Source organism: Helicobacter pylori (assembly GCF_014497725.1).
Taxonomy (GTDB): Bacteria; Campylobacterota; Campylobacteria; order Campylobacterales; family Helicobacteraceae; genus Helicobacter; species Helicobacter pylori_DE.
The window spans coordinates 97,780-118,324 of the sequence record NZ_JACTGF010000003.1; the positions used below are offsets into that span (position 1 = coordinate 97,780).

Below are 20,545 nucleotides of genomic sequence, written 5' to 3' on the forward strand. Positions count from 1 at the left end.
ATAACTATAATATTGTAATCTAATTTTGATTAAATTGAAGCGATAAAAAAGATGAATACAAGCCCTAAAACTTTAAAAACCATTGCGATTTTAGGCCAGCCTAATGTGGGGAAAAGCTCGTTATTTAACCGCTTAGCTAGAGAAAGGATCGCTATCACTTCAGATTTTGCAGGCACGACACGAGACATTAACAAACGAAAAATCGCATTGAATGGTCATGAAGTGGAATTGTTAGATACAGGGGGCATGGCTAAAGACGCTCTTTTGTCTAAAGAAATCAAAGCCCTTAATTTAAAAGCCGCTCAAATGAGCGATTTGATTTTATACGTTGTGGATGGCAAGTCTATCCCTAGCGATGAAGACATCAAGCTTTTTAGAGAGGTTTTTAAGATCAACCCTAACTGCTTTTTAGTGATCAATAAGATTGATAACGACAAAGAAAAAGAGCGAGCTTATGCGTTTTCTTCTTTTGGCATGCCAAAGAGTTTTAACATCTCCGTTTCGCACAATAGAGGCATTAGCGCATTAATTGATGCGGTATTGAACGCATTGAATTTAAACCAAATCATAGAGCAAGATTTGGATGCGGATATTTTAGAAAGCTTAGAAACCCCTAATAACGCTTTAGAAGAAAATAAAGAAGAAGAAATCATTCAAGTAGGCATCATTGGGAGAGTGAATGTGGGCAAAAGCTCGCTTTTAAACGCACTCACGAAAAAAGAAAGGAGCCTTGTCTCTAGCGTGGCTGGCACGACTATTGACCCCATAGATGAAACTATTCTAATAGGCGATCAAAAAATCTGCTTTGTGGATACCGCTGGCATCAGGCATAGGGGTAAAATCTTAGGCATTGAAAAATACGCACTAGAACGCACGCAAAAAGCCTTAGAAAAATCCCACATCGCGCTTTTAGTTTTAGACGTGAGCGCTCCTTTTGTGGAATTGGACGAAAAGATCAGCTCTTTAGCGGATAAACACTCTTTAGGCATCATTCTCATTTTAAACAAATGGGACATCCGCTACGCCCCTTATGAAGAGATCATGGCAACCTTAAAAAGGAAATTCCGCTTTTTAGAATACGCCCCTGTGATCACAACCAGCTGCTTAAAAGCGCACCATATAGATGAAATCAAGCATAAAATCATAGAAGTCTATGAGTGTTTTTCCAAACGCATTCCCACGAGCTTGCTCAATAGCGTGATTTCTCAAGCCACCCAAAAACACCCCTTACCAAGCGATGGAGGGAAATTAGTGAAAGTGTATTACGCCACGCAATTTGCCACCAAACCCCCTCAAATCTCTCTTATTATGAATCGCCCTAAAGCCTTGCATTTCAGTTACAAACGCTATTTGATCAACACCTTAAGGAAAGAATTTAATTTTTTAGGCACGCCTTTAATCCTTAACGCTAAAGATAAAAAGAGCACCCAACAAAATTAAATTTTTTATGCGTTAAACCCCCTTAAAAAAGCGTTTTTGCTTGATTTATCTTTAGGATTTGATTATAATTACCGCTCAATCAGTCAGGCTAGGCGATTAAATCGCTTGGTTTTGGCATCTATTAGAAAAGGGGTTATCCACATGAACAAAGCGGAATTTATTGATTTGGTTAAAGAAGCGGGTAAATACAGCAGCAAAAGAGAAGCCGAAGAAGCGATCAGCGCCTTTACTCTAGCGGTAGAAACAGCTTTAAGCAAGGGTGAAAGCGTGGAGTTGATTGGTTTTGGCAAATTTGAAACCGCAGAGCAAAAAGGCAAAGAGGGTAAAGTTCCAGGAAGCGATAAAACTTATAAAACCGAAGACAAACGAGTACCTAAATTCAAACCCGGCAAAATCCTTAAACAAAAAGTTGAAGAAGGCAAGTAAATTTGATCCACTCAGCAAGGGGCTTATCAATAGATGGTAAGCTTCTTGCTTTCTTATAAAATGTCCTTGTAGCTCAGCTGGATAGAGCGTATGATTCCTAATCGTAAGGTCGTGGGTTCGAATCCCGCCAAGGACACCATTCGCACTATTTTTACTATCATAGGAATTTAAAAAAATTTTATTTTATTTCCAATCTTATTTAAAAAATATTCAAAGCATTTTTTATAATTAAAAAGATCTTTCAAAAAACAAGCGATAACCTCTTAAAAAAGCGCTCTTTAAGGGGATTTTAGTTGTGGGTTGTAGGGGAGGATTTTTCAAAATGCCCCCTATCCTATTAAGAAAATGGGTTTAAAAATCAAACTTAAAAAATGAGTTTTATCGTAAAATAAAACCTCAAAACGATACAATCAAGCCATTAAAATCCCTTTTTTAAAAAATTGAGTGATCCCTATTAAAAATTTTAGGAAAGCCAAAAAATAAATCATAACCCCCTAGACTTTAAACTTAAAGCTCACTAGCCTTATAAGATTAGTTAAGAATATCCGCATGACAAATCCATTCAAAAATGATATAATAGACTTGATCAACTCATTTTAAGGAAATGCCCATGCGTTTGCACTCTGCCTTTTTTGGTATCAATTCGTTGCTTGTTGCCGCTCTTTTGATAAGCGGTTGCAGTCTCTTTAAAAAGCGTAACACTAACGCCCAGCTAATCCCCCCTTCAGCTAATGGCTTGCAAGCCCCCATTTATCCTCCAACCAATTTCACCCCCAGAAAGAGCATTCAGCCTCTCCCAAGCCCACGCTTTGAGAATAACAATCAGCCCATCATTAGCTCTAACCCCACTAACGCTATCCCTAACACCCCCATTCTCACGCCTAATAATGTCATTGAATTGAACGCAGTGGGCATGGGCGTGGCTCCAGAATCCACCATTTCGCCCTCTCAAGCCCTAGCTTTGGCCAAGCGGGCGGCTATCGTTGATGGCTACCGCCAATTGGGTGAAAAAATGTATGGTATTAGGGTGAACGCTCAAGACACCGTCAAAGACATGGTTTTACAAAATTCCGTGATTAAAACGAGAGTCAACGCTCTCATTCGTAACGCTGAAATCACTGAGACCATCTATAAAGATGGTTTGTGTCAAGTGAGCATGGAGCTTAAATTAGACGGCAGGATTTGGTATCGTATTTTGAGCGGAGCGAGAGGATAAACCCTCTTACTCTATAATCATGCGGTATTTTAAAAACGCTTTTTTATTATTTTTCATGACGCTTTTTTTTGTCTCTTGCTCCAAGCACCCTTTTTCTAAGCAAACCCCCAAAACTAGGGAGCAAATCAGACAAGAAGAAGCCAATAAAAAAAGAGAAGAGACTTTGAATGCCTTGCGCCAATTCAGGCTCATTTATATTAACACGCCGGTTTTTCGCTTTTATGATTACGGCACGATTAAAACCGATAAAGACCATAATATTGAAGTAACCCTTTATAAGCTCAGCCAAAGAGTGGGCGATATTTATATGACTAAACGAAACATTTGTTTTAGCCAAAAATGTTCGGCTAAATGGATTGCTGCAAGGGATTTGTTTGGTAAGGTGAGCTATGGGGATTTGTTTGATGACATTGTTTTAGGGAGAGATATTTTTAAAGGCTTAGGGAAACGCCACCTAACCCCTGAATACGTGATCCAAAGGTTTCAAAAAAGCGGGGAAATTATCCTTTATGAAAGAAAAAATGGCCTGATTTCTTTCCAGAATTTGACGCAAAAAATTGCTATTAGGATTGAACCCTATGAGCCTTCTTTGCAAGATTTAGAAGATAATGAAAACGCTGATAGCGAGCTTCAATGAAAAACTTTTCCCCACTTTGTTGTTTTAAAAAGCTCAAAAAACGCCATTTAATCGCTTTGAGCTTGCCTTTGCTTTCTTATGCCAATGGCTTTAAAATCCAAGAGCAAAGCCTGAATGGCACGGCTTTAGGCTCGGCGTATGTCGCTGGGGCTAGGGGGGCTGATGCTTCTTTTTACAATCCGGCGAATATGGGCTTTACTAACGATTGGGGTGAAAACAGAAGCGAATTTGAAATGACCACCACCGTGATCAATATCCCAGCCTTTAGCTTTAAAGTCCCTACGACTAATCAAGGATTGTATTCGGTTACGAGTTTAGAAATTGATAAAAACCAACAAAATATTTTAGGCATCATCAACACTATAGGGCTTGGCAATATCCTTAAAGCGCTTGGCAATACGGCCGCTACCAATGGCCTGCAACAAGCTATCAATCGTGTTCAAGGGCTTATGAACTTGACCAATCAAAAAGTCGTAACTCTCGCTTCAAAACCTGACACTCAAATCGTGAATGGCTGGACGGGCACGACTAATTTTGTTTTACCCAAATTCTTTTATAAAACGCGCACGCATAACGGCTTCACTTTTGGGGGGAGTTTCACCGCTCCTAGCGGGTTGGGCATGAAATGGAATGGTAAAGGGGGGGAATTTTTGCATGATGTGTTTATCATGATGGTAGAGCTTGCTCCTAGCATGAGCTATACTATTAATAAACGCTTTTCTGTGGGTGTAGGCTTAAGAGGGCTTTATGCGACCGGGAGCTTTAATAACACCGTTTATGTGCCTTTAGAAGGCGCTTCAGTTTTGAGCGCGGAGCAAATCTTAAATTTACCCAACAATGTTTTTGCCGATCAAGTGCCAAGCAACATGATGACTTTATTGGGCAATATCGGCTACCAACCGGCGCTTAATTGCCAAAAAGCCGGTGGGGATATGAGCGATCAGAGCTGTCAAGAGTTTTACAACGGCTTGAAAAAAATCATGGGTTATAGCGGTTTAATCAAAGCGAGCGCCAATCTTTATGGCACGACTCAAGTCGTGCAAAAATCTAACGGGCAAGGCGTATCAGGGGGGTATAGAGTGGGTTCGAGTTTGCGTGTGTTTGATCATGGCATGTTTTCGGTGGTGTATAATTCTTCAGTTACATTCAACATGAAAGGCGGTTTAGTGGCTATCACAGAGCTTGGCCCTTCTTTAGGGAGCGTTTTGACTAAAGGCAACTTGAATATCAATGTTTCACTCCCCCAAACCCTAAGCCTAGCCTACGCCCACCAATTTTTTAAAGACCATTTAAGAATAGAGGGGGTGTTTGAGCGCACTTTTTGGAGTCAAGGGAATAAATTTTTAGTAACCCCTGATTTTGCGAACGCTACTTACAAGGGCTTGAGCGGAACGGTGGCTTCACTAGACTCTGAGACGCTTAAAAAAATGGTAGGCTTAGCGAATTTTAAAAGCGTGATGAACATGGGGGCTGGCTGGAGGGACACCAACACCTTTAGATTAGGGGTAACTTACATGGGCAAAAGCTTGCGTTTGATGGGTGCTATTGATTATGACCAAGCCCCAAGCCCCCAAGATGCGATAGGTATCCCAGATTCTAATGGATATACCGTGGCTTTTGGGACTAAATACAATTTTAGGGGCTTTGATTTGGGCGTAGCGGGGAGTTTCACTTTTAAAAGCAACCGCTCCAGCTTGTATCAATCCCCAACCATTGGGCAATTGAGGATCTTTAGCGCCTCTTTAGGCTATCGCTGGTAAAACATGCCAAATCATCAAAACATGCTAGACAACAAAACGATTTTAATCACCGGAGGCACTGGGAGTTTTGGCAAACGCTTTGTGCGTAAAGTTTTAGACACCACCAACGCTAAAAAAATCATCGTTTATAGCCGAGATGAATTGAAACAAAGCGAAATGGCCATGGAATTTAATGATCCTAGGATGCGTTTTTTTATCGGCGATGTGAGGGATTTAGAACGCTTGAATTACGCTTTAGAGGGCGTGGATATTTGTATCCATGCGGCCGCGCTCAAGCATGTGCCTATCGCTGAATACAACCCCCTAGAATGCATTAAAACTAACATTATGGGAGCGAGCAATGTGATTAACGCATGCTTAAAAAACGAAGTGAGCCAGGTCATCGCCCTAAGTACCGATAAAGCCGCTAACCCCATTAACCTCTACGGTGCAACGAAATTGTGCAGCGACAAGCTCTTTGTGAGCGCGAATAACTTTAAAGGCTCTTCTCAAACGCAATTTGGCGTGGTGCGTTATGGTAATGTGGTGGGGAGTCGTGGGAGCGTGGTGCCGTTTTTTAAAAAATTAGTCCAAAACCAAGCGAGTGAAATCCCCATTACCGATATTCGCATGACACGATTTTGGATCACCTTAGATGAGGGGGTTTCTTTTGTGCTTAAAAGCTTGAAAAGAATGCATGGGGGTGAAATTTTTGTGCCTAAAATCCCTAGCATGAAAATGACGGATCTCGCTAAAGCCCTAGCCCCCAATACCCCTACTAAAATCATCGGCATTCGCCCGGGCGAAAAACTCCATGAAGTGATGATCCCTAAAGATGAAAGCCATTTAGCCCTAGAATTTGAAGACTTTTTTATCATTCAGCCCACTATAAGCTTCCAAACGCCTAAAGATTACACGCTCACCAAACTCCACGAAAAGGGTCAAAAAGTCGCCCCTGATTTTGAATACAGCAGCCATACTAATAACCAATGGCTAGAGCCTGATGATTTGTTAAAATTATTATGAATTTTTTAGAAGATTTATTTTACCCCTTAAGATTGTTAGAAAACAAGCGTGTTTTATTGCTCGTGAGCGGCTCTATTGCGGCGTATAAATCCCTAGAATTAGTGCGTTTGTTGTTTAAAAGCGGGGCTAGTATTCAAGTGGTGATGAGCAAGAGTGCGAAAAAATTCATCAAACCCTTAAGTTTTGAAGCTTTGAGCCACCATAAGGTCTTGCATGATCGTAATGAAAAATGGTATTACAACCACCAAAACGCCTTGCACCATAACCACATCGCATGCGCTGCTAGTACTGATTTACTCATCTTTGCCCCTTTGAGTGCTAACAGCCTGTCTAAAATCGCTCACGCTTTAGCGGATAATACCATCAGCGCGACTTTTTTAGCTTGCGCTTCCCCTAAAATCCTAGCCCCTAGCATGAACACTAACATGCTCAATTCCCCTATCACTCAAAGTAATTTAAAACGCTTGAAAGATTCCAACCACATTATTTTAGACACGCAAAACGGCCTTTTAGCATGCGACACTAAAGGCGACGGAGCGATGGCTGAGCCTTTAGAAATCCTTTTTAAAGCCGCTCAAACGCTCTTAAAAGACGCTTATTTTGAAAGCAGAGAAGTCATAGTCATGGGCGGCGCGAGCATGGAAAAGATTGACAGCGTTAGAGTTATTAGCAATCTTTCTAGCGGGATTCAAGCGAGCGCTTTGGCTTTAGCGTTATATTTTAAGGGAGCCAAAGTGACTTTGATTGCATCCAACTTCCCCACCCCTTTGCCTAAAGAAATCACAAGCGTTCCCGTTAGCGACACCGCTTCTTATGAAAACGCCCTGAATAACGCCGCTAAAAACTTGCAAAAATATGCCTTAAAACCCCTACTCTTTAATTTAGCCGCCATTAGCGATTATTTGCCTAAAACTTCTTTTAATTATAAGCTTAAAAAAAGCGAAATCGGCGAAACCCTAAATATTGAATGCGTTCAAAATAAGGATTTACTGGCTTCTGTCAATCCTAACCAATTCGTTAAAATCGGCTTTAAAGCTGAAGACGATCAACAAAACGCTATCAAAAACGCTCAAAATCTTTTAAAACCTTTTCAAGATAACGGCAAGGGTTGCTCTGTGGTTGCTTTGAATCTCATTAAAGATTCACGCCCTTTTGGATCATTAGAAAATGAATTGTGGCTTTTTAGCCATAAAAAAACCCAAAAAATCCCTTCTATGAACAAATTAGAAGCGAGCTTTAAAATCCTTGATTTTATCAAAGACAACGCCCTTTAATGCTAGAAGCCCTAAACGCCCTAAACCAGCTTAACGCTCTTCATTCCAAAAACGCTGCGCACCATTTTAACGCCACTTTACCCATTCTTTTAAAAGTGCTAGAAAAACAAGATAAAGATCTTTTTCTTTTGCAAGTGGGTAATAAAATTATCCCCACCAAAAGCGAACAGGAATTAAAAATCAATCAGCCTTATTTTGCGACTATGCAAAGAAATCAGCTGGGCGATATTGTGCTTAAAAATTTAGTGCCTGCCCCAAAAATCTTAGACGCATTAGACGATTTGCCCGCTCTTGAAATGAAGAAATTAAAAGAAATATTGAGCGCCAAAGACAACACCCCTTTAAAAGAATACAAAGAACTTTTGAGCGAAAAATTAGTCCATGCTAAAAGCTCTCAAGAATTTTTGAATACAGCCAACATGCTTTTAAGCTTGCAATCGCAGGTTTTAAGCTTTGTGGTTGAAAACGAACGCAAAAAAGCCTTTTTACAGATGAAAGCCAAAAAACAAAGCGTTGATTTTTACGCTCTGTATCCTAACTTGGGCGAGATCGGCGGCGTTATTTACTTGAAAGAAAAAGAAAAACAGCTTTTTTTAAAAACCACCCTCCAAAGGACTAAAGAGGTTTTAAAAGAGGCTCAAAACACCCTTTTAGGCTTTTCTTTTGTGGAAATCGTGTGCGAAAAAACCCCCATGCTTTTTGCTTTTGAAGAGCGCTTATTAGACACACTAGGGTAGAAAAATTTTCATTGCAAAATTTTAGAATCCCTCACGCATTTTTAAAAGTGTTTCAACCGCTAAGGCTTTATCTTTGGCTTGCGTGATCGCGCTAATGACTGCGACACCCCCATATTCGCGCAATTTTGGAGCGTTATGCATCGTGATGCCCCCAATCGCTATGAGAGGTTTTTTTACCCCGCTGTCTCGTATTTTTTTTAAAAGCTCTACGCCTACAACTTGTTTAGCGTCTTTTTTAGATGGTGTGGGGAAAATAGGGCCTACCCCTAAATAGGCTATATGATCTAAATGGTGCGCTTTTAGGGCTTGCTCTAAAGTATTGACGCTCAAACCGATAAAAAGGCGCTTTTTGCATAAAGTTATTACCTCTTCTATAGCCATGTCTTCTTGCCCCACATGCACGCCATCAGCCTTTAATTCTAGCGCGAGTCGCACCTCATCATTAATAATAAAAGGCGTGCCGTATTTTTGGCATAATTTTTGACACTCTAGGGCTAATCGTTTGATTTCAATGGGATCTTGTAAGGCTAAATCGCCCTTTTGGCGGAATTGAAACGCTGTGATTTGAGATTGTAAAGCTAATTCTAAAGTGTCTAAAAGCGCGTTTATCCTATCGTTTTTGCCGCCCTTTATGTGGTAGAAATCTTGCGAACCAGCCACAAACATGAGTTTCAAACAATTCGCATCAAACATGCTTTTTAATGCTCCACAAATTCAAAGGCCCATGCCCATGCCCAATGTTTAAGGGGTTTTGAATGATGATAGTTAAAAGCTCTTTAGCCTTTGTGATAGCGTTTTTTAAATCCAACCCTTGAGCGAGTAAGCCCACAATCAAGCTAGACAAAGTACAACCCGTGCCATGCGTGTTTTTGGTGTTGAATCGCTTGGCGTTTAAGATAAATTCAATATCTTCTAAAAACACCCAATCGTTGCTAAATTCCCCTTGAAAACGCTCTGTATGCCCCCCTTTAATCACAGCGTTTTTAACGCCTAAATCCCTTAAAATGCCCATCGCTTTTGAAGCGCTTTTATCATCTCGCACTTGAACGCCTGTGAGCGCATAGACTTCAGGGAGGTTAGGGGTTAGTAAATTGGTTTTAGGTAAAAGGCGTTTTTTTAAGCTTAAAATCGCCTCTTCTTCTAAAAGCAAAGCCCCATTTTTTGCCACCATCACCGGATCTAAAACGCACAACCCAAAATCACAAGTTTCTAAAGCGTCTGCCACGCATTCAATGATTTTAGCGTTGCATAACGCCCCCATTTTGAACGCTTTGATGGAAAAATCATCTCTAATGGCTAAGATTTGTGCTTTCACGCTCTCTACGCTCAATGGATAAACCCCATGCACGCCCTGTGTGTTTTGAGCGGTGATGCAAGTGATCACGCTTGTCCCAAACACGCCCAAAGTTTGGAACGCTTTCAAATCGGCCTGTATCCCAGCGCCCCCACCGCTATCGCTGCCAGCAATGCTTAAAACTTGCGGATAAACTTTCACAACTCTTCCTTAATAAGACTATTTTCTAACTTTATGGGCAAGCTTAGAGCGTCTAAAAAATAAAACAAGAACGAACCATTAGAGCCGTTATTTTCCAACACTTTTTTTTGCGCATTAAAAGCGGCTTGTTTATAGAAAGCGCAAAGTTGCACCATAGAATCTAGGGGGCCTTTTTTCAAACTCAAAAAGCTCGCGCACGCTGCTGCATGCAAACACCCAGCCCCAGTAATCACCGCTAAATACTCGCTCCCCCCAGTAATACTAAAAACTTTTTTCCCATCGCTCACGTAATCTATTTTACCCGTCATTACCGCTATCACGGAATATTTTTGAGCCGCTCGTTTGATTATTTCTACAGGCGTATTGGCATCATGAGAGTCTAACCCCTTACTTTCGCAAGAAATACCCACCAAAGAGCCTAATTCTGCAGCATTGCCCCTAAGCGCGCTAACCCCACCACTTTTCAAAAGCTCTAAACTTGTGTCATGACGCAAAGCGCTCGCTGAACACCCCACAGGATCTAACACGATGGGTTTATCCAAAGCCTTGTAATGTTTGATCGCCTCTTTAGCGCATAAAATAGTGCGATCATTAAGGGTGCCAATATTGATAGCGAGCGCGTCAGAAATTTTCGCTAAATCTTGCATTTCAGCAATCGCATCGCTCATTAAAGGCGATGCCCCTAAGGCTAATAAACCATTAGCCACAAATTGCGCCACCACATAATTGGTGATATTATGCACTAAAGGGCGTTTTTGGCGTAATTCTTTCAACATTTTGATGAACCTCCTTAAATTTTTTTTTATTTTATACAAAAAATCCATTAAACGGCGCTTTTTTTGAGTTTTAATACAAAAGCGTTCATGAACTATTTTTCATTAACCTCATCTTTTTTGACCCCATTTTTCTTAAATATAGCGCTAGTGAGATCACAAAAGCGGTGGAAAAAACGAGAAAGGCTTGCAGCGACTTTTTCTTTCACCTCTTGATAGCGCGAATTTTGGCTAAACATGGAGGGTTTTTCTTCAATGATTTCAGGGAATTTTGTCCCGCTGAAATTAATTTCACCCCCACTAAAGGCATGCTGCATGAACGAATAGGCTTTTTCTTCATTCAAGCGGTTTTCTTTTATGATATTTTGGAATTCCTCTTCTCTTTTTTGGTGGATATAGTTTTGAAAATGCGCATGGACTTCCTGGTCTTTGTTGTATTTGTCAATGAAACCCATGATCAAATCTCTTTTATTCCTTAATTCTATGCTGGAATTGATGATTGGCTCTATTTGGGTTTTAACGCCTTGAATTTCCACCCCATGCTCTTTAGCGAACTTTTCAATCAAGTTTAAAATATAGTCAATATTGACTTCCACTTGCTTAATGAGTTCAATTTCAAAAATCAAATCGTCGTTAATCTCTTCTTTATCCTTCCCTTTTTCTGACCTCATTTCATCGTAAAAATCAAGGTATTTGCTTTGATAATCTTGAAAATCCCTGGGGTTGATGCAATCGTCTTTGTTAAAATTTTCAAAGCTGTTTAAAATATTTTCTAATTTCAAAATCTTGCCAAAAAGCTTAATGAAATCCTTCTTTTGGCTTTCTGAAATGATTGGCTCTTTTAAGGGAAATTCGCTTAAAAGCCTTTCAATCAAACCCTCATAGCCCTCGTATTCTTTATTGTTATCCGTGTAGCCTTTCAAATAATCTTCATATTTTCTTAATAGCGCAATAGATTGAGCTTCCTTATTGCCAAAAAGCATGAGCGCATCATTCAAATCCTGCTCTAAATCCCTGAAACACACGATATTCCCATGCGTTTTAACGCTATCTAGAATGCGGTTTGCGCGTGAAAAAGCCTGGATTAGCCCATGGTATTTGAGGTTTTTATCCACCCAAAGGGTGTTGAGTCTTGTAGCGTCAAACCCGGTCAAAAACATATTCACCACCAGTAAAAGATCGATTTCACGATTTTTCATTTTTTGAGAAAGATCCTTATAATAGCTTTGGAATTTTTGATCCGAAGTGTCAAAAGAAGTTTTAAACATCCCGTTATAATCCGCAATCGCGCCCTCTAAAAAATCCCTTGAGCTTTTGTCTAGCCCGCTAGCGCTTTCATTGTTTTCATCTTCTAGCGTTTCAATTTCTTCATTAGCGCTATAACTGAAAATGATAGCGATTTTAAGGTCGTGTTTTTCTTCTTTAAAAGCCAAGTAGTATTTTTTCAGCGCTTCTATATTAGAGCATGCCAGAATGGAATTGAATTTTTTATTTTTAGTGGCTTGATTGAAACGCTCTACAATGCATTTAGTAATTTCTTTGATCCTCCTAGTATCCAAAAGGGCGTTTTTTTCATCAACCGCTCTGACCTTATTATCTATAATGCCCTCTTTAGCTTTAATGGTGTTGTGGTATTCCACTCTAAAGGGCAAAACATTTTTATCCCTGATCGCATCAATAATGGTGTATTGGTGGAGGCAATCCCCAAATTTCTGCTCTGTCGTGCCTAAAGGGTTGCTTTTATCGCAATTAGCTGCAAAAATGGGCGTGCCAGTAAAGCCAAAAAGGTGGGTTTTTTTAAACGCTTTAGTGATGGCTTGATGCATTGAGCCTAGCTGACTCCTATGGCATTCATCAAAAATTACCACCACCTCTTCATTAAAAATCGCATGCCCTTTAAGGTGGGATTTAACGAATTTGTCTAATTTTTGGATCGTGGTGATAATGATTTTAGCGTTAGAATCTTCAAGCTGTTCTTTTAAAATCTTAGTGCTTGTGTTGGAATTGGCGAAATCTTTTTGGAATTTATCGTATTCTTTCATGGTTTGATAGTCCAAATCCTTCCTATCCACCACAAACAAAACCTTTGAAACGCCTTCTAATTCTTTAGCTAAAGCCGCGCTTTTAAAGCTCGTTAAGGTTTTACCGCTCCCTGTCGTGTGCCAGATATAGCCTGCGCTTTGGCTTTTCTTATAAGTTTTACTATCATGCGCGGCTTTGATTCTTTCTAAAATCCTTTCGGCCGCCACGATTTGATAAGGCCGCATCACCAATAAAACCTCTTCGCTAGTGAAAACGCAATAGCGCGTTAAAACATTCAAAAGGCTGCGCTTTGCAAAAAACGACTGGGCGAAATCCATTAAATCTTCAATATTGTTATTCTTGCTATCCGCCCAATAATTCGTGAATTCAAAAGTATCGGCTTTATTGTTTTTTTCCAGCTGGGCTATTCTTGTGGTGTTTGAATAGTATTTAGAGCTCGTGCCGTTACTGATAACAAAAATCTGCACGAAATCAAAAAGCCCGTCTTCAGCGCTAAAACTATCCCTTTTATAGCGCTTGATTTGATTGAACGCCTCTCTAATCGCCACGCCTCTTTTTTTCAATTCCACATGCACCAAAGGCAAGCCATTCACAAGGATACTCACATCATAGCGGTTCTCATACTTCCCTTTAGCGCTGTATTGGTGGATCACTTGCAAGGCGTTTTTATGGATATTTTTCTTATCAATGATTTTAATGTTTTTGGTTTTCCCATCCTCAAGTGTTAGGTTAAAAATCGGATCTTCTTGGATTTTTCTCGTTTTAGCCTTATAATCATCGTTTTTATTAGCGATGAATTGAGAATAAAGAATCTCCCATTCCTTAGGCGTGAAATGATGATTATTAAGCTTTTCTAACTGCTCTTTTAAATTGTCTTTTAATTCTTGTTCTTTGTGGATTTCTTTAAATTCATAACCTTGTTTTTCTAAAAGCTTAATAAACGCCCTTTCTAGCTCTGCCTCGCTCTCATAAGCGCTTTTCCTTTCATTATCGCTATGAAATTCCGCTACTACCGTGCTTTCATTGCTTTCTGCGATCGTTTCGTAATGCATGTTATTCCTTTTAAAAAATATTTCAAACTCATTTTTTTAAGGGGATAGGGGGGTATTTTGCGATAACACCCCCCTTAACCCCCTTAAAATCCCCCTAACCCCCCAAGACCGCTTTTTTTCAAGAGACTATCACTTGCTTACGCAAGCTCTTTGCTATTTAGTATTAAAAAATGCTTTTAGCATTTTTCAACTTCTTTATGGGGGGTTAGTGGTTTGAAGGTCAGTAGTTTTTCTCTGTAATATTCGTATTGCTTTTTTCTCGCTTCTATTTCAGCTGGGATACCGGCTAATAAATCGGTGGTTAAAAGTGAAAATTGATCCAAAATCTTAACGATCTCTTGTTGGATTTCTAGGGGCGGGATGGGGAACTTATATTTTTTAAAAGCAGTCATATCCACAGAAGCAAAACCTGAAACATTAGTATTTTTTTTGCACCATTCCCCCAAAAGAAAACATTGATAAAAAAAGAATTTCATGTCTAAAGCAATATCACAATTCGCTTTTTTGCTTAAAAAAGTGAATTGTTGATTCGCTAACGAATCAACGATTAAAAGGGCATGTTCGCCTATGGTTGCTGTTGTAGAAATAATAATAGAATTTTTAGGGAATAATTTCTTACCCTTTAAAGCCTTTGGGGTAATGTGTTGGATAGAGTCTTTTAAAATCCTCCCATTTTCTCTAATGTCCTCCATTCTAAACCAAGGGATAGTCCCTTTTTCCCAAAATTCAGGATTGTTTTTTGATGGGGTGTAACCATTTTTAATTTCAAAAACCTCTTCAAGCGTTTTAAACTCCACCCCCTTAGGCGCTAAGGTTTGGAGTAAGGTTTTTAAGCGTTTAGGGTAGGTTTTTGCGCTCATTTTTGCGTCTTTGTGGTTTTGATTGATGTCCTTAAAGTCTAAAAGCATGTTTTGGTAATACTGGTATTGCTTTTTTCGCGCTTTTAATTCTGTGTTTAATTCTGTGTTTAATTCTGTGTTTAATTCTGTGAAAGCGTCCAAAATCTTAACGATCTCTTGTTGGATTTCTAGGGGTGGGATGGGGATTGTTATTTGCATAATATTATTACTAGAAATACTATAAGGTATAGCGCTTCTATTTGAAATAGAATATAAATAATTTTGCATGTTTGTCAATACATAATAAAGGTATCTATTGATTAGGGTTTCTTTTGGAATGACAGAAAAACAAACATCATTTGCCCAAAACTTTTGATTTTGCCAATTGACAAATCCGGCAGTTCCATATTGAGCTATAGTGATTGTATTTTCCTCTCTGTTATATTCATTTAAATATCCCATAAATCCTATTCCACCAGATACAACGGGATATTTTCCTTTATCTAATATTTCTTTTTTTGTAACCCTTTTACCTCTAATTATTTCACACACCTCCCCCAATTTCCTAAACTCCACCCCCTTAGGCGCTAAGGTTTGGAGTAAGCGCTCTATTTTATGCATTTTGCTCCCCTTCTAACTCTTTGATGATAAATTCAAGGCTGTTTCTTAAAGCACTTTGTTTTTCTACGATTTGAGAAATCTCACCATTAAGCGCCTTAATGTCAATGGCTTCTTTCGTGTCTTCTTGCTCCACGTAGCGGTTGACGGAGAGGTTGTAATCGTTTTCTTGGATTTTCTCTATATTGGCTAGGGCGGAAAAATGTTTGATTACTTTCCTTTCAATATAGGTTTGCAAAATCTTTTCTCGGTTGTGTTCTTTGAGCTTGTTTTTCTTGCCCTCTTTGACAAATTCCTTACTCGCATCAATAAAAAGCGTGGTGTCGTCTGGTTTGTTTTTCTTAAGCACTAAAATACAAGTAGCGATATTCGTTCCAAAAAAGAGGTTCTCTGGTAAAGCGATCACGCAGTCAATGAAATTCTCTCTGATTAAATATTCTCTGATTTTTGCTTCAGCATTCCCCCTATAAAGCACCCCGGGAAATTCCACGATCGCGCAAGTGCCGCTATTGGATAAATAAGAAAGCATGTGCATGGTGAAAGCGAGATCGGCCTTGTCTTTGGGCGCTAACACACCGGCCGGGCTAAAGCGCTCATCGTTGATTAAAATGGGGTTGTTATCGCCTATCCATTTAGTGGAATAGGGAGGGTTGGAAACGATCGCATCAAAAGGCTCATCGTCTTCATGTTTTGGGTCTAAAAGCGTGTCCCCTAGCGCTATGTGGAATTTAGAATAATTGATGTCATGCAAAAACATGTTGATACGGCAAAGGTTGTAAGTGGTCAAATTGATTTCTTGCCCAAAATACCCTTTTGAAACATTTTTATCGCCTAGCACTTTAGAAAATTGCAAGAGTAAGCTCCCGCTCCCACAGCATGGGTCATAAACTTTATTGACGCTCTCTTGGTTGTGCAGGGCGATTTTAGCGAGCAGTTCGCTCACTTCTTGGGGGGTGAAAAATTCCCCTCCGCTTTTGCCGGCATTGCTTGCATACATGGCCATTAAATATTCATAAGCGTCGCCAAAAACATCGATCCCGCTTTGTTGGTAGTCGCCTAATTGCATGCCCCCTATGGTTTGAAGGATTTTAGTCAATTTTTCCACCCTTTTTGAATGAGAGCTCCCTAATTTGTTGCTATTGACGTCTAAATCCGCAAACAAGCCTTTGACGTTTTCTTCTGATGGAGTGCCAAGGCTGGATTTTTCTATTTCGTTAAAAATATTTTGTAAGGTTACATTGAGATCCTCGTTATGGGGCGCGTTTTTTAGCACATTACAAAATAAAGCGCTTGGCGGGATGAAAAAGCCTTTTTCTTCAATCAGGCCTTCTTTTGCACTCTCGGCCTCTTCATCGCTTAATAAAGCGTAATCAAAACTCGGATCACGCTTTCGCTCTTCTTTATTGATATAATGAGCCATGTTCTCTGAAATGTAGCGGTAAAAAAGAATGCCTAAAACATATTGCTTAAAATCCCAACCATCCACTGAGCCTCTCAATTCATTAGCCACTTTCCAAATGGTATTGTGCAATTCGTTGCGCTCTAATGACGCTTGGTTATTGTTTGGGTTGTTTTCCATGATATAAGCCCCTTTTTTGTGTTTTTTGATTGGCGGTTTTGTTTGGCGTTGGGCGCACACCCTTTAAAGGCTTCATTATATCAAAGAATATTATTTTTTTATTCCTTGCGTTTGCTCTGTATTTGTGGGGTAAATAAGCTATAATCCCATTTTTAAAAGTCATTTTTAAAAGGGGTTTGAATGGTATTTGACAGAACAATCAGCGTGAGAGAGAAAAAAGCGGCTAAGGCACTTGGAATAGTGGGGGTGGTCTTTTTTATTTTGTTTGGCATTGTGATAAGCGGGGTGGCTTTTCAAAAAGAGTGGGTGCAACAATTGGATTTGTTTTTTATAGATTTGATCCGCAACCCTGCCCCCATTCAAAAAAGTGCGTGGCTTTCTTTCGTGTTTTTTAGCACTTGGTTTGCGCAAAGCAAGCTCACCACCCCTATAGCCTTACTCATTGGCTTGTGGTTTGGGTTTCAAAAACGCATCGCTTTGGGGGTGTGGTTTTTCTTTAGCATCTTATTAGGTGAATTCACCTTAAAATCCCTTAAGCTTTTAGTGGCGCGCCCACGGCCTGTAACCAATGGCGAATTGGTTTTCGCGCATGGCTTTAGTTTCCCTAGCGGGCATGCTTTAGCTTCAGCGCTTTTTTACGGCTCTTTGGCGTTGTTGTTATGCTATTCTAACGCAAATGCTCGCATTAAAACGATTATTGCTGTGGTTTTACTTTTTTGGATTTTTTTAATGGCGTATGATAGGGTTTATTTAGGGGTGCATTACCCTAGCGATGTTTTAGGAGGGTTTTTGTTAGGGATTGCTTGGTCGTGCTGCTCTTTAGCGCTTTATTTGGGGTTTTTGAAACGCCCTTATGATCAATAAAGGCTTTATTTAACCAAACACTGACAACTAAAATTTTTAGAATTCTATTTTTTGATAAAACTCATTCTCTTAAGGGGATAGGGGGTATTTTGCGATAATACCCCCTTAACCCCCTTAAGAAACCCCCTAACCCCCAAGACCGCTTTTTCAATAAGCTATCGCTTGATTAAAATCAAGCTCTTTGCTATTTTTTATAAAAACGCTTAAAGCGTTTTTTAAAACCTCATTTTTTAAAAAGAAAGCGATGGGTTAGGGTATAACTCCTCTTTCTTTTTAACCTCATCAAATTCATCTTTATAGCGTTGTGGGTAATTTGGGTCATAATCCACAACGCTCTTTAAAAAACCGTTGAATTTTTCATTTTTCGCACTAAGCTCTGAAGCCACGGTGTAATCAATTTTTTCTTTGTATTTAGCGTTCAATAAAATAGCGCTTTTATTCTCATCAGTTCTTAAATCAATCACGCCAATCCCAAAACTCGCATGCAAACGCTTCAATAAATCCATGAGTTGGGGATTGTGCGTATCAATATGACGACCCACTAAATACCCCTCATTAGAGCTGTTAGAAATCGCTTGAAAATAACACTCCCTGCAATTATTCACGCTGATTTCTTTTTTCAATTCAAAGCTCACCAACTTAACGGGTAAAGTGTCAAATTTCTTAGAAAAAGCGATTAAATTTTCATTAGACAATTCAGCATGCAAAAACCTAACCCCCACCATGTCCGGATAAAGCCACCTGTCCATGCCTTTTGGCGATTTTGAACTCTCTTCATGAAAAATGGTTTTCGTGTAGCATTTCAAATTTTCATTATGAATAGCCATGTAAGTTAAAAAGGGGTGCAAATCCCTTTCATGCATGATTTTATTATGCGCGATTTTAGCGTTTGGAGCGCTTATTTTTTCAATGTTTAAAACCGGCTCTTTAGCCGCGTCTTTTAAAGCGATTAAAACCGGCTTTTCTTGCGCTTTCAAAAAAGGCAACTCTTCGCCTTTGTTTAAAGCTGTATAAATAAAGGCACTAACGCTTCTATCTGGAGTTTTACCCCCATAATCAAACATGTTTGTAATCTCGCCTTTTTCAAAAAGCTCTTTGGCTTTATCATAAATCTCAGTAACCTTAATAGGCCCTGTAATTTCTAAAACGCTTTGAACGATTTCAATGTCTTGCGGTTTCATTTTTTACTCGCTAAATACTCTTCATAACTGCCTTTAAAATCAATGATTGAAGCGCCTTTAGGGCTTGGGACTAATTCAATAATCCTATTAGCATACGCATCAATGAGCTCTCTGTCATGGCTTATGCAAATCACTGCCCCATCAAATTTAAAGAGCGCTTCGCCTAAAGCGATAATCGCTTCTAAATCCAAATGGTTGGTTGGCTCATCTAAGACTAAAAAATTCCCCCCCTCTAGCATGAGCTTGGATAAAACCATTCTATGCTTTTCGCCCCCACTCAAAGCGTTCACGCACTTTTCTTGCTCTTCGCCATTAAAAAGCATCCTCCCTAAAGCGTTTCTCACCTCTGCGCTTTCAATCTTTTTATTGAAATTAAAGAGCCATTGATACAAGGTCTCTTCCCCGCTAATTTCTTCGCTCACGTTTTGAGGAAAATACCCTTTTGAAACCGTCGCTCCCCATTTCACCACGCCCTTATCCGGCTTTAACTCTTCTACTAAAATTTTACAAAGCGTGGATTTACCCACGCCATTTGGCCCTATAAGAGCGATTTTATCTTTAGGCATCACTTTCAAGCTCACTTGATTTAAAACCATTTGCCCGTCATAACTTTTAGAGACGTTTTCGCATTCTAAGGCTTCATTCCCAATGGTGCGTTTGGGTTTAAAAATAATGCTAGGGTCTCTCCTGCTGGATATTGCTAAACTTTGAATGTCTAATTTATCCAGTTGTTTTTGGCGGCTGGTGGCTTGCCTGGCTTTAGAAGCGTTAGCGCTAAAACGCGCGATAAATTTTTCCAGCTCTTCTTTTTCTTTGAGTTTTTTATTGCGTTCGGCCTCTTGCTGTTTAGCGATCAGAGTGGAAGCGATATACCAATCGTCATAATTCCCGCTAAATTCGCGCACGCTGTGAAAATCCAAATCCAAAATATGCGTGCATACCGCATTTAAAAAATGCCTGTCATGGCTAATGACTACCATCGTGCCTTCATGGCGTTTGAGGTTGTTTTCTAGCCACTCAATGGCGTTTAAATCCAGGTTGTTCGTAGGCTCATCTAACAGCAAAATATCCGGTTTAGGGAACAAGACTTGAGCGAGAAGGATTTTAAATTTATCGCTGCTTGGCAAGGTTTTCATCAAATCGTTGTGTTTAGAGCTAGGAATGCCTAAATCTTCTAGGATTTTTTCAATCGCCACTTCGCATTCATACATGGGATCTTCTTCCACGCAAATGGTTTCTAACTCCCCTAATCTGGCATTCACTTTATCATCGCTCAAATCGCCTTCGGTGTATAAGCGCTCTTTTTCTTTGATAGCGTCATACAAACGCTTATTGCCTATCAAAACCGCATCTTTAAGGCTCAAATCTTCAAAAGCGTATTGATCCTGCCCTAAAACCCCCATTTTCATGCCGCTTGTGATGATGACTTCCCCACTGCTGCAATCAATGCTCTTGCTTAAAATCTTTAAAAAAGTGGACTTCCCTGCACCATTAGCCCCAATCAGCCCGTAGCGTTTGTTTTTATCCAGCTTGATATTCACGTTTTCAAACAATTTTTTAGTCGCATAGCGTTGCGTTAAGTTGATGGTTTGCAGCATCTTATGAT

18 protein-coding genes and 1 tRNA gene are annotated in these 20,545 nt (G+C 39.7%); 10 read left to right on the forward strand and 9 right to left on the reverse strand.

From position 1 onward, the window contains the following. The first annotated feature begins 51 nt into the window (after positions 1 to 51). The 9 genes from der to H7N69_RS04070 all read left to right on the forward strand — a co-directional run bounded on the left by der (position 52) and on the right by H7N69_RS04070 (position 8,495). A complete protein-coding gene (gene der / locus H7N69_RS04030) occupies positions 52 to 1,440 on the forward strand; it encodes a ribosome biogenesis GTPase Der (protein WP_187884877.1) in 1,389 nt (462 codons plus the stop codon). A 141-nt stretch (positions 1,441 to 1,581) separates the two neighbouring features. After that, complete coding sequence (locus H7N69_RS04035) at positions 1,582 to 1,866, forward strand: HU family DNA-binding protein (RefSeq protein ID WP_001029098.1); 285 nt, start codon at positions 1,582 to 1,584, stop codon at positions 1,864 to 1,866. A 62-nt stretch (positions 1,867 to 1,928) separates the two neighbouring features. Continuing rightward, positions 1,929 to 2,005 (forward strand) — tRNA-Arg (locus H7N69_RS04040). 471 nt (positions 2,006 to 2,476) lie between these two features. Further along, positions 2,477 to 3,082 (forward strand): LPP20 family lipoprotein, encoded by a 606-nt coding sequence (locus H7N69_RS04045; RefSeq protein ID WP_001236579.1) that lies wholly within the window; start codon positions 2,477 to 2,479, stop codon positions 3,080 to 3,082. Positions 3,083 to 3,101: 19 nt separating this feature from the next. Then, the gene (locus H7N69_RS04050; protein ID WP_001268507.1) at positions 3,102 to 3,719 is read left to right on the forward strand and encodes an HP0838 family lipoprotein; all 618 of its coding nucleotides are present in this window, start codon (positions 3,102 to 3,104) and stop codon (positions 3,717 to 3,719) included. Then, a complete protein-coding gene (locus H7N69_RS04055) occupies positions 3,716 to 5,479 on the forward strand; it encodes an OmpP1/FadL family transporter (RefSeq protein WP_187884878.1) in 1,764 nt (587 codons plus the stop codon). Before H7N69_RS04050 ends, H7N69_RS04055 begins: the two co-directional genes overlap by 4 nt. A gap of 21 nt (positions 5,480 to 5,500) precedes the next feature. Then, on the forward strand, positions 5,501 to 6,484 hold the full coding sequence (gene pseB / locus H7N69_RS04060; RefSeq protein ID WP_187884912.1) for a UDP-N-acetylglucosamine 4,6-dehydratase (inverting): 984 nt from the start codon (positions 5,501 to 5,503) through the stop codon (positions 6,482 to 6,484). Continuing rightward, on the forward strand, positions 6,481 to 7,758 hold the full coding sequence (coaBC, locus tag H7N69_RS04065) for a bifunctional phosphopantothenoylcysteine decarboxylase/phosphopantothenate--cysteine ligase CoaBC (protein WP_187884879.1): 1,278 nt from the start codon (positions 6,481 to 6,483) through the stop codon (positions 7,756 to 7,758). The genes pseB and coaBC overlap by 4 nt, the downstream gene beginning before the upstream one ends. Further along, positions 7,758 to 8,495: a hypothetical protein gene (locus H7N69_RS04070; protein WP_187884880.1), complete on the forward strand. Its 738-nt coding sequence runs from the start codon at positions 7,758 to 7,760 to the stop codon at positions 8,493 to 8,495. Before coaBC ends, H7N69_RS04070 begins: the two co-directional genes overlap by 1 nt. A gap of 21 nt (positions 8,496 to 8,516) precedes the next feature. On the opposite strand, the gene thiE is transcribed toward H7N69_RS04070, so the two are convergent. From thiE to H7N69_RS07890, 7 genes are all read right to left on the reverse strand, one after another. Beyond that, positions 8,517 to 9,188, reverse strand: coding sequence for a thiamine phosphate synthase (thiE, locus tag H7N69_RS04075; RefSeq protein WP_187884881.1), 672 nt, complete (start codon positions 9,186 to 9,188; stop codon positions 8,517 to 8,519). Further along, a complete protein-coding gene (gene thiD / locus H7N69_RS04080) occupies positions 9,181 to 9,990 on the reverse strand; it encodes a bifunctional hydroxymethylpyrimidine kinase/phosphomethylpyrimidine kinase (RefSeq protein WP_187884882.1) in 810 nt (269 codons plus the stop codon). Before thiD ends, thiE begins: the two co-directional genes overlap by 8 nt. Beyond that, positions 9,987 to 10,766 (reverse strand): hydroxyethylthiazole kinase, encoded by a 780-nt coding sequence (gene thiM / locus H7N69_RS04085; RefSeq protein ID WP_187884883.1) that lies wholly within the window; start codon positions 10,764 to 10,766, stop codon positions 9,987 to 9,989. Before thiM ends, thiD begins: the two co-directional genes overlap by 4 nt. Before the next feature lie 92 nt (positions 10,767 to 10,858). Then, the gene (locus tag H7N69_RS04090) at positions 10,859 to 13,858 is read right to left on the reverse strand and encodes an HsdR family type I site-specific deoxyribonuclease (RefSeq protein ID WP_187884884.1); all 3,000 of its coding nucleotides are present in this window, start codon (positions 13,856 to 13,858) and stop codon (positions 10,859 to 10,861) included. 176 nt (positions 13,859 to 14,034) lie between these two features. Next, entirely contained in the window at positions 14,035 to 15,318 is a 1,284-nt protein-coding gene (locus H7N69_RS04095) for a restriction endonuclease subunit S (protein ID WP_187884885.1), read from the reverse strand. After that, a complete protein-coding gene (locus H7N69_RS04100; RefSeq protein WP_187884886.1) occupies positions 15,311 to 16,894 on the reverse strand; it encodes a type I restriction-modification system subunit M in 1,584 nt (527 codons plus the stop codon). Before H7N69_RS04100 ends, H7N69_RS04095 begins: the two co-directional genes overlap by 8 nt. Then, positions 16,872 to 17,057, reverse strand: a complete 186-nt coding sequence (locus tag H7N69_RS07890) for a type I restriction endonuclease (RefSeq protein WP_232260195.1) — start codon at positions 17,055 to 17,057, stop codon at positions 16,872 to 16,874. Before H7N69_RS07890 ends, H7N69_RS04100 begins: the two co-directional genes overlap by 23 nt. 17 nt (positions 17,058 to 17,074) lie before the next feature. Here H7N69_RS07890 and H7N69_RS04105 point away from each other — a divergent pair, with 17 nt between their 5' ends. Then, on the forward strand, positions 17,075 to 17,758 hold the full coding sequence (locus tag H7N69_RS04105; RefSeq protein ID WP_187884887.1) for a phosphatase PAP2 family protein: 684 nt from the start codon (positions 17,075 to 17,077) through the stop codon (positions 17,756 to 17,758). Between the two features lie 230 nt (positions 17,759 to 17,988). On the opposite strand, the gene H7N69_RS04110 is transcribed toward H7N69_RS04105, so the two are convergent. Both H7N69_RS04110 and H7N69_RS04115 read right to left on the reverse strand, forming a co-directional pair. Continuing rightward, positions 17,989 to 18,939, reverse strand: coding sequence for a COG2958 family protein (locus H7N69_RS04110; protein WP_187884888.1), 951 nt, complete (start codon positions 18,937 to 18,939; stop codon positions 17,989 to 17,991). Further along, positions 18,936 to 20,537, reverse strand: coding sequence for an ABC-F family ATP-binding cassette domain-containing protein (locus tag H7N69_RS04115; protein ID WP_187884889.1), 1,602 nt, complete (start codon positions 20,535 to 20,537; stop codon positions 18,936 to 18,938). Before H7N69_RS04115 ends, H7N69_RS04110 begins: the two co-directional genes overlap by 4 nt. Positions 20,538 to 20,545 lie beyond the last annotated feature (8 nt).